The organism is Streptomyces sp. RP5T, assembly GCF_003933965.1.
Lineage (GTDB): Bacteria > Actinomycetota > Actinomycetes > Streptomycetales > Streptomycetaceae > Streptomyces.
This window is the reverse complement of record NZ_RSAJ01000039.1, coordinates 1-13057: the sequence shown is the minus strand read 5'-3', so window position 1 is coordinate 13057 and position 13057 is coordinate 1. Positions and strand designations below refer to the sequence as shown.

Annotated in this window: 14 protein-coding genes; 8 read left to right on the top strand and 6 right to left on the bottom strand. The window is 72.3% G+C overall.

Annotated elements, in window-relative coordinates; translation table 11 throughout:
• Positions 1-23: 23 nt before the first annotated feature.
• Positions 24-374 carry a DUF488 domain-containing protein gene (locus EHS43_RS06880; RefSeq protein ID WP_125189639.1) on the bottom strand — a complete coding sequence of 117 codons (351 nt, stop codon included), beginning with the start codon at positions 372-374 and terminating at the stop codon, positions 24-26.
• 141 nt (positions 375-515) lie between these two features.
• Between EHS43_RS06880 and EHS43_RS06875 the strand changes: the two genes are divergently transcribed.
• The 5 genes from EHS43_RS06875 (at position 516) to EHS43_RS06855 (ending at position 5476) form a co-directional block, all read left to right on the top strand.
• On the top strand, positions 516-1901 hold the full coding sequence (locus EHS43_RS06875; RefSeq protein WP_125189638.1) for a M1 family metallopeptidase: 1386 nt from the start codon (positions 516-518) through the stop codon (positions 1899-1901).
• A 41-nt stretch (positions 1902-1942) separates the two neighbouring features.
• A complete protein-coding gene (locus EHS43_RS06870) occupies positions 1943-2686 on the top strand; it encodes a L,D-transpeptidase family protein (protein ID WP_125189637.1) in 744 nt (247 codons plus the stop codon).
• A gap of 18 nt (positions 2687-2704) precedes the next feature.
• Positions 2705-3403: a response regulator transcription factor gene (locus tag EHS43_RS06865; protein ID WP_125189636.1), complete on the top strand. Its 699-nt coding sequence runs from the start codon at positions 2705-2707 to the stop codon at positions 3401-3403.
• Positions 3400-5217 (top strand): cell wall metabolism sensor histidine kinase WalK, encoded by a 1818-nt coding sequence (locus tag EHS43_RS06860; protein WP_125189635.1) that lies wholly within the window; start codon positions 3400-3402, stop codon positions 5215-5217. The genes EHS43_RS06865 and EHS43_RS06860 overlap by 4 nt, the downstream gene beginning before the upstream one ends.
• An 85-nt stretch (positions 5218-5302) precedes the next feature.
• A complete protein-coding gene (locus EHS43_RS06855) occupies positions 5303-5476 on the top strand; it encodes a hypothetical protein (RefSeq protein WP_260470421.1) in 174 nt (57 codons plus the stop codon).
• 38 nt (positions 5477-5514) lie between these two features.
• Here the strand turns inward: EHS43_RS06855 and EHS43_RS06850 are convergent, their stop codons facing one another.
• Both EHS43_RS06850 and EHS43_RS06845 read right to left on the bottom strand, forming a co-directional pair.
• Positions 5515-5769 carry a WhiB family transcriptional regulator gene (locus tag EHS43_RS06850; RefSeq protein WP_125189633.1) on the bottom strand — a complete coding sequence of 85 codons (255 nt, stop codon included), beginning with the start codon at positions 5767-5769 and terminating at the stop codon, positions 5515-5517.
• 110 nt (positions 5770-5879) lie between these two features.
• Positions 5880-7100 (bottom strand): saccharopine dehydrogenase family protein, encoded by a 1221-nt coding sequence (locus EHS43_RS06845; protein WP_125189632.1) that lies wholly within the window; start codon positions 7098-7100, stop codon positions 5880-5882.
• A 109-nt stretch (positions 7101-7209) separates the two neighbouring features.
• On the opposite strand from EHS43_RS06845, the gene EHS43_RS06840 reads away from it, so the two are divergent.
• The gene (locus EHS43_RS06840) at positions 7210-7929 is read left to right on the top strand and encodes a TetR/AcrR family transcriptional regulator (protein WP_125189631.1); all 720 of its coding nucleotides are present in this window, start codon (positions 7210-7212) and stop codon (positions 7927-7929) included.
• Here EHS43_RS06840 and EHS43_RS06835 read toward each other — a convergent pair.
• A complete protein-coding gene (locus EHS43_RS06835) occupies positions 7912-8802 on the bottom strand; it encodes a LysR family transcriptional regulator ArgP (RefSeq protein ID WP_125189652.1) in 891 nt (296 codons plus the stop codon). The genes EHS43_RS06840 and EHS43_RS06835 overlap by 18 nt on opposite strands.
• Before the next feature lie 69 nt (positions 8803-8871).
• Here EHS43_RS06835 and EHS43_RS06830 point away from each other — a divergent pair, with 69 nt between their 5' ends.
• Both EHS43_RS06830 and EHS43_RS06825 read left to right on the top strand, forming a co-directional pair.
• A complete protein-coding gene (locus tag EHS43_RS06830; protein ID WP_125189630.1) occupies positions 8872-9489 on the top strand; it encodes a LysE/ArgO family amino acid transporter in 618 nt (205 codons plus the stop codon).
• Positions 9490-9599: 110 nt separating this feature from the next.
• Positions 9600-10898 carry an MFS transporter gene (locus tag EHS43_RS06825; RefSeq protein WP_185806140.1) on the top strand — a complete coding sequence of 433 codons (1299 nt, stop codon included), beginning with the start codon at positions 9600-9602 and terminating at the stop codon, positions 10896-10898.
• A gap of 3 nt (positions 10899-10901) precedes the next feature.
• On the opposite strand, the gene EHS43_RS06820 is transcribed toward EHS43_RS06825, so the two are convergent.
• Together EHS43_RS06820 and EHS43_RS06815 are read right to left on the bottom strand one after the other, a co-directional pair.
• Complete coding sequence (locus EHS43_RS06820; RefSeq protein WP_125189628.1) at positions 10902-11357, bottom strand: cyclic nucleotide-binding domain-containing protein; 456 nt, start codon at positions 11355-11357, stop codon at positions 10902-10904.
• Between the two features lie 260 nt (positions 11358-11617).
• The gene (locus EHS43_RS06815; protein WP_125189627.1) at positions 11618-13057 is read right to left on the bottom strand and encodes an aminotransferase class I/II-fold pyridoxal phosphate-dependent enzyme; all 1440 of its coding nucleotides are present in this window, start codon (positions 13055-13057) and stop codon (positions 11618-11620) included.

Here is a 13057-nt window from a genome sequence, read left to right as displayed (position 1 = left end):
GGCCACCCACCCCGAGGAGTGTCCTAGGACTCCAACAGGCGCACCAGCACGGCGGCGTGGCTCTGCTCCGGCGTCTTCGACGCGGTCAGCAGGGTCACGTCGCCCTGGTGCGTCAACTCCCGCACCCGGTCGAGGAGTTCGACGGCCTCGGGATCGGCCAGCTCCGCCTCGTACCGCTCGGCGAACTCCTCGTACGAGCCCTCGCCCGCGTGGTACCAGCGGCGCAGCTCGGTCGACGGGGTCAGCGCCTTGGGCCACTCGTCGACGCGGGCCGCCTCCTTCGACAGACCGCGCGGCCACAGCCGGTCGACCAGGACGCGGACGCCGTCCGCGGGCTCGGGCGGTTCGTAGACACGGCGGATGCGCACGCTCACGGGCGGCCTCTCGACGCAGGGGCGGGTGCGTCGGAGCGTACTGCGCGGCTCGCCGGGACTTGACCCGATCAAGGGTGAGTTGCGGGGGAGGGGGCCTTTAGTGTGAAGCAGTCGTCCACCCCCCGACCTGTAGGAGAGCACGTGCCGAAGGCCGTCAGACGCACCTTCGTCCTCGTCACCACCCCCGTCGCCCTCGCCGCTCTGCTGGGGGCCGCCGCGCCCTCGCCGACGGGCTCCGCCGGAGCCGGCGACCCCTACTTCCCGCTCGCCGGGAACGGCGGATACCACGTCGGCCACTACGACCTGACACTCCGTTACGACACCGGCAGCCGTCACCTCGACGGCAAGGCGGTCCTCACCGCCCGCGCCACCCAGCGTCTGACCCGCTTCGACCTCGACTTCAAGGGGCTGACCGTCACGGGCCTGACGGTCGGTCGCGCCAAGGCCGGATTCCGCCGCTCGGGACAGGAACTCGTCGTCACCCCGCGGCGCGCCCTGCGCAAGGGGGAACGATTCACCATCACGGTGACCTACCAGGGGAAGCCCGCCCCGGTCACCGACCCGGACGGCTCGCTCGACGGCTGGATCCCCACCGACGACGGAGCCTTCGTCGCCGGGGAACCGCAGGGCGCGATGAACTGGTTCCCGGCCAACAACCACCCCACGGACAAGTCGTCGTACGACTTCACGATCACCGTCCCCCAGGGGCGCACCGCGGTCGCCAACGGCGTCCTCCTTTCCCAGCGGACCAAGCACGGCAGGACCACGTTCCGCTGGCGCCAGAGCGAGCCCATGGCCGCCTACCTGGCCACCGCGACCGTCGGCAAGTTCAAGGTGGAGCAGTTCACCACCAGGAACGGCATCCGCGTCTACAACGCCGTCGACTCCCGCGAGGCCGCCGCGGCGGCGCCGGTGCTCAGGAAGCTGCCCTCCGTCCTGGAGTGGGAGAGCAAGCTGTTCGGGCCCTACCCGTTCCGGGCCGCCGGGTCGATCGTGGACCACGCCCCGAACGTGGGCTACGCGCTGGAAACCCAGTCCCGTCCGGTCTACGACCGCGCACCCGACCTGAGCACCCTCGTCCACGAGAACGCCCACCAGTGGTTCGGCGACTCCGTCTCGCTCACCTCCTGGAAGGACATCTGGCTCAACGAGGGCTTCGCCACCTACGCGGAGTGGCTCTACACCGAGCAGCACGGCGGCGACAGCGCGCAGAAGAGCTTCGACGAGCTCTACGCGAAGCCCGCGAGCGACGAGCTGTGGGAGTTCCCGCCCGGCAACCCCGGCAGCGGGGCCAACATCTTCGGCACCCCGGTCTACGCCCGCGGCGCGATGACCCTGCACGCCCTGCGCACGGCCGTCGGCGACCGGGCGTTCCTGCTGATCCTGCGCGCCTGGGCGTCCGGACACCGCCACGGCCACGGCACCACCGCGCAGTTCGAGCGGCTCGCCGAGCGGGTGTCGGGCAAGGACCTGGACGGCTTGTTCCGGACCTGGCTGGACACGCCGGGCAAGCCGAACCGTCCCTAGATCCTGACGAGTTCCTCAAAACTGTCGGCCAGAGTCGCAGCATGATCACACGCAGAACCCATGTCACCCTGCTGGCCGCGTCCCTGTTCCTCTCGGGATGCGGCGGCGGTGCCGTGGCCGGCATGCAGAGCGTACCCGGCCCGTCCCGGGAGCCCGCCACGAGCACTCCCTCGCCGGAGATCTCCATCGAGGTCGCCCCCCAGCAGATACCCGGCCTCGGCCCGAGGACGTGGGCGAGTGTCCCGGCCGACGCCCGGCAGGCCGTCGTGGTCACCGGGCGGGGCCGCGACTCGCCGGTGTCCACCGTGGTGCTCTACGAACGCACCGAGGCCGGCTGGCGGGCCGGGGCGAGTTGGCCCGCGCACAACGCCCTCAAGGGCTGGAGCGACCACCACACGGCCGGCGACCTGCGCTCACCGATCGGCGTGTACAGCCTCACGGACGCCGGAGGACTGCTGAAGAACCCCGGCACCCGGCTGCCGTACGACCACGGGACCGGCTTCACCGCATCCGGCACCGGCTTCGAGGGCGAGCCGCTGGCCGGGTCCTTCGACTACGTGATCGCCATCGACTACAACCGCCGGCCCGGCACTTCACCGCTGGACTGGACACGGCCGCTCGGGGCGGGCCGCGGCGGCGGGATATGGCTGCACGTCGACCACGGCGGCCCCACCCACGGCTGTGTGAGCATCGCCGAGACGCACATGAAGGAGCTGCTCCGCACCCTGGACCCCGACCTCCACCCCGTCGTCGTCATGGGCGACGCCAAGTCCCTGAACCGCTGAACGCTTAGGATCCGCCGGGTGTGCGCACATGTGCTGGTCGCCGAGGACGACGAGATGCAGGCCGAACTCATACGGCGGTCCCTGCTCGCGGAGGGCCACATCGCCACCGTGGTCCACGACGGCGGGGCCGCCCTGGACGCCGCCCGGCGACTCGCCCCCGACCTCGTCGTCCTGGACCTCATGCTGCCGGTGATCGACGGCTTCGGCGTGTGCCGGGTGCTCCGCGACGCGGACATCCCCGTGGTGATGCTCACCGCGCGGTCCGACGAGGACGACATCCTGATCGGCCTGGAACTGGGCGCCGACGACTACATGACCAAGCCGTACAGCCCGCGGGAACTGATGGCCCGTATCCGGACCGTCCTCCGGCGCAGCGGCCGGGGTGCCGTGGGTGACCGGCGCGAGGACCCCGTCGTACGCGCCGCGGGCCTCGCCGTCGATCCCGTACGGCATGAGGTGCGGTGCGAGGGGGCGCTCGTGGAGTGCACCCCGGCCGAGTTCGAGATCCTGCTGGCCATGGCGGCCGAACCCGAACGGGTCTTCTCGCGGCGGCAGTTGCTGGAGGTCACCCGGGGCACCGACCGGGCCTCCACCGAACGGGCCGTGGACGTGCACATCATGAACCTGCGCCGCAAGACCGAGGCCGATCCGCGCCGGCCGGTGCGGCTGGTCACGGTGTTCGGCGTGGGCTACAAGCTCAGCGGCGGCCGCGGATGAGTACGCGGATACCCCTGCACAAGCGGCTGCTGGTCCGCCTGCTGATCACGTCCGGGCTCATCGCCGTGTGCTCGGTGGCCGCGACGGCCTGGCTGGCCGTGGCCACCACCACCCAGGCCCTGCGCGAGGAGCAGGGCCAGGCCCTCGCCGACGACATGGACGTCCTCGCCGAGCTCAGCGGGTACGCGGCGACCCACCCGGACTGGTCCGAAGCGGCGCGGACCATCAAGGAGCTGTCGGCCAGGACCGGCCGCCGGATCGCCCTGACCACCTCGGACCGCCGGATCATCGCCGACTCCGCCCCGCCCGGCACCTCCCTGCCGCCGAGCGCGGCCGCCAGTGTCGACCCCCTGCACATCGACACCTACAGCGAGCGCGGCGCGCAGGTCCCCGGCATCGACCCGCGTGCCGTGGGCCCGTACCGGCTCACCGGGGCGGAACGCCGCAAGGTCGCAGCCCTGGCCGACCAACGCAGGCTCTGCTTCTCCCAGCACGGGGTGGAGGCCGACCTGCGCCACACACCGAGCGGGCGGACGGTCCTCGTCGATCCGGACAGCGGTGCCACGCCCGCCCTTGTGCCCGACGCCTGCGCGGACGGAAGGCTCAACACACCCACCCCGACGGAGGAAAGGGCGACGAAGGCGCTGCGGGCGCTCGCCCGCAACTGCCTGGTCGAGGCGGGACTGGACGCCGGGTACACCGCCCTGCTCAGCAGCGGACCGGACGGGGTGGACGTGCGCGACCTCATGCCGGGCAAGCTCGGCGACAAGGAGGCGCGCCTGGCCCAGCCCTGCCTCGACCGGGCCCGTCGCGCCCAGCTCGACCCGTACGTGGCGCCGGTGGCCGAACTCTTCCTGGGCACCGGGGACACGCCGGCCGTGCTGTTCGACATGTCCCCGGCCAACAAGGCCAAGGTCGTCGGCACCGCGTCTCTCGTGCTCGCCGTCACCGTCGCCGCGACGGCCCTGGTCGCCACCCGGCTGGTGCGGCCGCTGCGCGCACTCACCGCCGCGGCCCAGCAGCCGCCCGAACTCCATGTGCGTGTCCCGGTCACCACCCGGGACGAGACCGGCATCCTCGCCGTCGCCTTCAACGACCTGACCGAACGCCGCGAGCGCCTGGAGGCCCAGCGCAAGGCGATGGTCAGCGACATCGCCCACGAACTGCGCAGCCCGCTCACCAACATCCGCGGCTGGCTGGAGGTCACCAGGGACGGGGTGGTCGACCCCGACCCCGTCCTGCTCGCCTCCCTGCACGACGAGGCCCTCGTCCTCCAGCGCGTCATCGACGACCTCCAGGACCTCGCGGACGCCGACGCCGGCACCCTGCGCCTGCACCGGGAGCCCGTCCGCTGCGACGAACTCCTCCAGCAGGTCGCCGCGGCCCACCGTGTCGCCGCGGACGCGGCCCGGGTCGAGCTGCGCGCCGACGCCGACGGGGACATCTGGCTGGACGCCGACCCGGTCCGCATGCGGCAGGCCCTCGGCAACCTGGTCTCCAACGCGCTGCGCCACACCCCGCCCGGCGGCCGGGTCACCCTGTCCGCGCGAAGGGACGGGGACGACATCGCCCTGGAGGTCGCCGACACCGGCACCGGCATCGCGCCGGGCGACCTGGCGCACGTCTTCGAACGGTTCTGGCGCGCGGAGAAGTCCCGCAGCCGGCGGACCGGCGGCTCGGGCCTGGGGTTGCCCATCGTCCGGCACCTGGTCGCGGCCCACGGCGGCACGGTGGCCGCGCGCAGCGAGCCCGGCACCGGCAGCGTCTTCACCCTGCGGCTGCCCGGTGGCCCGGGGCCCCGGTCGGACGCCTGATTTCCCTCGTGACGTGCGAGTACTCCGGACGTCCTCGGAACCACAGGGCGCGACATGACCGTGTCGTACGTCGGACGGGCTGCCGGTGGTGCGGACCCTCGCCGAGCTCGCGGGCCTGGCCGACCGTCACGAGCGGCTGTACGACCACTCCCACCGGCCGATGTGCTGGATCGACCCCCAGGTGATCGAGGAGGCGCGCACCGCGGTGGCCCGTCAGGAGCATCCCTGGGGTCCGCTGCGCCGCACCGGTGGACGCTGAACGGGCCCGGCAGGCCGGGCCCGTTCAGCGTCCACCCCTCAGCCGGACCTTCTGCGCGCGGCGGCCGCGCGCCGGGCGAGTGCCCGGCGTTCGGTCTCGCTGGTGCCGCCCCAGACGCCGATGCTCTGTCCCGTGTCCAGGGCCCATTCCAGACACTGCTCCTGGACGGGGCAGCGCCGGCAGACGGACTTGGCCTGCTCCGTCTGGACCACCGCGGGGCCCGTGGTGCCGATCGGGAAGAAGAGATCCGGGTCCTCGCTGCGGCACGCGGCATGGGTTCGCCAGTTGTCCATCAAAAGTCACCTGCGATCGAAGTCGAACGTGCCCTCGTGCATGCCTTACTCGCTTTCGGGTCACCTGTCGATGCGCGGTGAAACAACCGGGTCCTGTGGGACGCGCCCGGTCACTGCTCCCGCAGGCCCCACGGGGAGCCGTACTCGGTCAGCAGATCCAGGAAGGGGCGGGCCGGGAAGGCCTCCGGACCGAGGACTCCGGTGCCGGACCAGGCGCCGCCGGCGAGGAGTTCGAGGGCGACGACCGGGTTCACCGCGGTCTGCCACACCACGGCCTGACTGCCGTACTCCGCCATGGACCACTGGTTGTCGACCACGTGGTAGAGGTACACCTCGCGCGGCGCACCGCCCTTGACGCCCTTCACCCAGGTGCCCGCGCAGGTCTTGCCGTGCATCCGCTCGCCCAGGGTCGCCGGGTCGGGCAGGCAGGCGGCCACGACGTCCCGCGGCGAGACCGCGACCGGCCCGGCGGGGCCCGGCACGGTCACCGGCTCGGTGCGGTCCAGGCCCAGCAGGTGCAGTGTCCTCAGCGTCTCGACGAACTCGCGGCCCAGGCCGTACTTGAAGGTGACGCGGCGGGCGCCGACCCAGCGGGGGACGAGCAGCACCTCCTCGTGCTCCACGTTCACGCACTCGACCGGGCCGATGCCCTCGGGGAAGTCGAAGACCTCCGGTTCGCTGAAGGGCTCCGTCGTGAACCAGCCGCGCTCGGCCTCGTAGACCACCGGCGGGTTGAGGCACTCCTCGATGGTGGTCCAGATGCTGAAGGAGGGGGCGAAGTCATAGCCGTCGACGGTGAGGTTCGCCCCGTCGCGGACCCCGATCTCCTCGATCTCGTCGAACAGTTCGTCGGCCGCGTACCGGGCGAAGACGTCCGACAGGCCCGGCTCCACTCCCATGCCGACCAGGGCGAGCGCGCCCGCCTTCTCCCACTCCCCGGCCTGCGCGAACTGCTCGTCGCCGAGCTTGACCCCGCACTCCTGGTACGGCCGCTCGGGATGCGGACGGGACAGTGACATCGCCATGTCGACATAGGTCGCCCCGGCGGCGCGCGCCGCCCGGAACAGGGGCATCACGAACCGCGGGTCGGTGGCGTTGAGCAGGACGTCGCAACCATGCCGCTCCAGCAGGGCGGTCACGGCCGACTCGTCGCTCGCGTCCACGCGTTCGGCGCGGAACCGGCCGCCCCGGTCGCCGAGCGCGGTCACCGCGGCCTCGGCGCGGGCGGGGTCGTAGTCGGCGACGACCATGGCGTCGAAGAACGGCCGCCGGGCGGCGATCCGGGTGATGGCGGTGCCGACGCCTCCGGCGCCCACGAGCAGGACACGCATGACAAATCACTCCTTTACGGGTGGAAGGTCGCAGATGTGCGGGGCCCCTGGCGAGATACAACGCCGTGCGGTCGTTTAAGGTCAATGGCGTTGGCATAAGGAGGCCGTCATGCCGAAGCCCGTGGTCCCCGAGGAGAAACGCCGCCGGCGCAGGCCCACCAGGAACGGGACCGTGCTCTCCGAGCGGCTGATCGTCGAGACGGCCCTGCGGATGCTGCGGGAGCACGGCAGCACCGGCCTCACCGCCCGCCGTCTGGGCCTGGCCCTGGACGCCGACCCGAGCACGCTCTACCGCTACTTCCGCGGTATGGACGAGCTGACCCTGGCGATCGGTGACGCGCTGATCGGGCAGGCCATGGCGGGCTGGGAACCGACGGGGCAGTGGCGGCGGGACCTTCGCGAGGTGGGGCTGCGCATCCACACCGCGTACGTGGCGCACCCCCAGGCCGCGCTCCTGACCACGAGCAGGGTCACCGGCCGGGCCAACGAACTGGCCGCGGACGAGGCGGTGCTGGACATCCTGCGCACGGCCGGCCTGCCGCTGCCCGACACCGTGCGCGTCTACCACGCCTTCATCGACCAGACGCTGGCCTTCGCGGCCCTGGACGCGGCTTCCCTGGCCCTGCCGAGCGCGGCACTGCGCGCGGACGAGGACCAGTGGCGCTCGACGTACGCCCATCTGCCGGACGACCGCTACCCGCGCATCGCCGAGGCGGCACCCCTGCTGGCGCCCCGCATGGTCACCAGCGCCTATCCGACCGCCCTGGACATGTTCCTGGACAGCGTGGAGCGACAGCTGGGGGCCGTCGGGTCAGCGCAGGTTCGCTGACGCCGCCGCGGCCACCGCCTCGGCGAGCGCGGCCAGTGCGGGCGAGTCCAGCTTCCACTGCTGCCAGTACAGCGGGACGTCGACCGGCCGGTCCGGCGCCAGGGCGATCAGCCGCCCCTCGCGGAGCAGTTCCCCGGCCTGCGTCTCCGGCACCATGCCCCATCCCAGCCCCAGGGCGACCGACTCCACGAACCCCTCCGACGTGGGTACCGCGTGCCGCACCGGGCTCGCCCCGCCGCGCCCCAGCCCGCGCACGAACCCGTCCTGGATGTCGTCGCTCCGGTCGAACGTCACCACCGGCGCCCGGGCGAGCCCGTCCCGCAGGGGGCCGCCGAGATGGCGCGAGGCGAACTCCGGACTCGCCGCCGCGAGATACCGCATCCGCCCGAGCGGCCGTACGGAACACCCCGCCACCGCCTGCGCCGAGGACGTCACCGCCGCCATCACCACCCCCTCGCGCAGCAACTCCGCCGTCCGCGTCTCGTCCTCGCGCCGCAGCTCGAAGCAGAGCCGCTCCCGCTCGGGGACCCGCGCCAGCGCATCGAGGAACCACGTCGCCAGCGAGTCCGCGTTGACCGCGACCGAGACCCGCGTGACCTCGCCCTCGCCCGGCAGCCCCAGCTCGGCGAGCGCGTCCCGCTCCAGGCGCGCCAGCTGCCGCGCGAACCGCACCACCACCTCGCCCGACTCGGTCGCCCGCACCGGTTTCGTGCGCACCAGCAGCACCCGACCGGTGCGCTGCTCCAGCGCCTTCACCCGCTGGCTCACCGCCGAGGGAGTCACGTGCAGGGCCGCCGCGGCGGCATCGAAGGTGCCCTCGTCGACCACCGCGAGCAACGTCCGCACCTGATCCAGGGGAAGCTCCGTCATCATCACGACAGCTAATGATAGGTAAGAATCTTTAGCTGTACGCGCGGTGATCGTCTGCGTACCGTCGCATTCATGCCAGCCTCTCTGTCCGCCGCTGCCGCGGGTTTCGGCACCGGTCTCTCCCTCATCGTCGCCATCGGCGCCCAGAACGCCTTCGTCCTGCGCCAGGGGATCCGCCGTGACGCGGTCCTCGCCGTGGTCGGCATCTGCGCCCTGTCCGACGCCGTGCTCATCGCCCTGGGCGTCGGCGGGGTCGGGGCGGTGGTGGTCGCCTGGCCCGGTGCGCTGACCCTGGTCGGCTGGATCGGCGGCGGCTTCCTGCTCTGCTACGGCGTCCTGGCCGCCCGCCGGGTCCTCAGGCCGGGGGAGTCGGGCCTGAGGGCGGAGGGCGAGGCGGCGGGCTCCCGCAGGCGGGCGGTACTGACCTGTCTGGCGATGACCTGGCTCAACCCGCACGTCTACCTCGACACCGTGTTCCTGCTCGGCTCCATCGCCGCCGACCGCGGCCCGCTGCGCTGGACCTTCGGCCTGGGCGCCGTGCTCGCGAGCCTGTGCTGGTTCGCCGCGCTCGGCTTCGGCGCCCGGCTGCTCAGCCGCTTCCTGGCCAGGCCGGCCGCCTGGCGGGTCCTCGACGGACTGGTCGCCACGACGATGATCGCCCTGGGCCTCACGCTCGTGGCCGGGGCATGAGAACGCCGAGCGCGCGTACCGAAGGCTGAGACACCACGTCCCGAACTCCTGGGCGGTGCTGGGATAGTGAACCCCGGACCCGTTAGATGTATCGAGCAACCAGGAATCGCGTGGACACCGGCGAGAGCAGCACCGAACCGAGAACCGAGGCCGCGGACGAGGCACCGCCACCCCGCCGCGGCTGGCGTCGCTGGGCGATGGACACCCGCCCGCTGCGCATCCCGGCCTACCGCCGGCTGTGGACCTCGACCATCGTCACGGCCGTCGGCAGCCAGCTCACCGCGGTCGCGGTGCCCAAGCAGATCTACGACATCACCGGCTCCTCGGCCTGGGTCGGCGCCGCGAGCATGGCCGGACTGCTGCCGCTGATCGTGTTCGCGCTGTGGGGCGGCGCGGTCGCGGACAGCATGGACCGCCGCAAGCTGCTCCTGATCACCAACACGGGCATCGCCGTCACCTCGGTGCTGTTCTGGCTCCAGGCGATCAGCGGGCTCGGCTCGGTGGCGGTCCTCATGGTTCTGCTCGCGGTGCAGCAGGCGTTCTGGGGCCTCAACTCCCCGGCCCGCAACGCCTCCATCGCCCGTCTGGTGCCCGGGGACCAGCTGCCCGCCGCCAACGCCCTCGGCTCGACGGTCATGCAGACCGGCCAGGTGATGGGCCCGCTGCTCGCGGGTGTCCTGATCCCGGTGATCGGGCTGCCGGAGCTGTACCTCATCGACGCCCTGGCGCTGTGCGTCACGGTGTGGGCGGTGTACCGGCTGCCCTCCCTGCCGCCGCTCGCCGGCTCGGCGGCGCGCCGGGCGGGCGTGCGCGAGATCGCCGAGGGCTTCCGGTACATATCGGCGCACAAGGTGCTGCTCCTGTCCTTCCTCGCGGACATCGTCGCCATGGTCCTCGGCATGCCCCGGGCCCTGTTCCCGCAGCTCGCCTCCGAGACCTACGCCCCGTACGGTGAGGGGCTCGCGCTGGGTCTGCTGTTCGCCGCCATCCCGATCGGCGCGGTGGCCGGCGGGCTGTTCTCCGGCACGTTCTCGCGGGCGCGCCGGCACGGCTGGATGGTCATCGGCGCGGTCGTCGCCTGGGGCGTGGCCATCACCGGGTTCGGGCTGAGCGGCAGTCTCTGGCTCGCGGTGGTGTTCCTGGCCGCAGCCGGGGTGGCCGACATGGTCTCGATGGTCTTCCGCGGGGCGATCCTGCTCTCCGCCGCCACCGACGAGATGCGCGGCCGGATGCAGGGCGTCTTCACCGTCGTCGTCGCGGGCGGCCCCCGCCTCGCCGACGTCCTGCACGGCACCGCCGGCTCGGTCTTCGGCGCCCGCGCCGCGGTCGCCGGCGGCGGCATCCTGGTCGTCGTCGTCATGCTGACCCTGGCCCTCGCCGTGCCGGCGCTGCGCCGCTACCGGATCTGAGCCCTACAGCACCCCCCTGCGGTGCGAGCCGTACTGCTCCATGAGCTTGCCCCGGGTCGTCTCCAGACGGTGGGCGAGGATCTCGGCGACGCTGCGGACCAGGATCATCCCGAGCTGCCGGTCCTCCTCGCACAGCCGCAGCACCGCCGCCGCGTCGAACTCGTAGGCCCGCACCGGGCTGAAGGCCTCCGCGCCGAAGTCCCACCGGTACGGCGGGAACAGCCAGGACCAGCCGAGCAGGTCGCCCGAGCCGAGACCGGCGACGGTGACCCGGTGGTGACTGGTCACCTGCTGGGTCAGCGAGACCGCGCCGGAGCGGATGACCCAGAAGCGGTCGGCCGTGCCGCCCGCCTCGAAGATGTGGGAGTCCTCGGGGAAGGAGACCTCCCGGGCGAGCGTCATCAGGCTCTGGCGCTGCGGCTGCGGCAGGGCGTTCAGCAGTTTGATCGCTTTGGTCATGACGCGGGGCTCCTCGCCGGCGATGGATTCCGGTGGTTGTGCCTACGCCCATTTCAGCGGCTGCCGCCGTCCGGGGCACCTCGGCGGATGTGGAGATCTGCGCCAGGGCATGAAAAAGCCCTGGCTGGACGGGGGAGGCCAGCCAGGGCAGTCAGAGGCGGTGTCGGAGGACGGTGTGTCGACCCCGTCACCACGTATGGATGAACCGTAAACCATCCATGGCGATTTCGCGCAATCGAATCCAGGGTGCGTGACCGGTTTCACTCCGCGGCCGCGTTTACCACCCTGATCGTCTCCAGCTTCGCGTCGGCCGGATCGGGCAGGTTCATGCCCGCGGCCAGCCCGCTGCGCAGATACTCCAGCACGGGCTCGGTCAGCAGCTCACCGGGCAGCACGGCCGGGATCCCCGGCGGATACGGCGTGATCATCTCGGCCGCGATCCGACCGGCGGCCCGGCCGACCGGGACGTTCTCGGCCGGACCGAAGAACGCGTCCCGGGGGAGCCTCGCCTGCTCCATCCGCAGCTCGGACGGCGGTGGGACCTGTACCCGCGGGGCCGGGGCCAACTCCGGCGCGGCCCGGGAGAGATCCCGCAGCGCCGCGAGCAACTCGCCGGCCGTCTCCTCGTCGTCGCCGTGGGTGATCTGCATCCCGATGCGCCGGTGGTCGTTGAGATGGGCGTCGATGTGCCGGTGCTCGTGCAGCCAGTCCGCGGCCTGGAATCCGGAGACGCCGAGCTCGGAGAGATCGATGACGCCGGGCAGCGGGTCGAGATCGTCGGCGAGGCCAGGCCCGCAGAAGTCGTCGCGGTCGTTGACGTGCAACCCGTCGATCTCCTCGATCGCGGCGCGGACGCTGGCCGCGAGATCCAGCGCACCGCCCATCAACTCCTTGCCCCGCAGCGCCATCTGGCGGCGCCATCCGTCCAGACCGGCGTACAGCAGCACCGAGGGACTGGTGGTGCCCAGCAGGTCGGCGCGCATCTTCAGCAGGTCCGGCGGCACCAGATCGCCCCGCAGATGGAAGACGGACCCCTGCTCCAGGCCGCTGCCCATCTTGTGGATGCTGGTCACGCAGATGTCCGCGCCCGCGTCCATCGCCCAGGACGGCAGATCGGGATGGAAGGGCAGGTGCGCGCCCCACGCCTCGTCCACGATCAGCGGGACCGAACGGCGGTGGCACACCTCGGCGATGTCCGCGAGAGCCGCACAGGTGCCGTACGGGGTCGGGCTGGTGACCAGGGCGCCCTTCGCGTCCGGGTGGGCCTCGAAGGCCTGCTCGTACTCCCCGGCGGACGGCGGGTGCGCGAGATGCCGTTCGGCGTCCCACCGCGGTTCGACCCAGACCGGCTCGATCCCGGACAGGATCAGCCCCGACACCACCGACTTGTGGGCGTCCCGCCCGATCAGCAGCTTCTCGTGCGGACCCGCGACGGCCAGCATCGCCGCCTTCACGGACAGGGAACTCCCGCATGTGGTGAAGAAGGTGTGGTCGGCGCGCACGGCGTCGGCCATCAGCTCCTCGGCCCGCTCCAGCACCCGCCCCCGGGTCAGCCGGTCGTCCAGAGCGCCCGACGCCAGCACGTCCCCCAGGAAGACCGCGTCCCCCAGCACCTCCCGCACCGCCGGATCGGCCCCCCGCGCCTGTTTGTGCCCCGGCGGCGCGAAGGACAGCTGCCCCCGGCGGTGGTAGTCCGACAG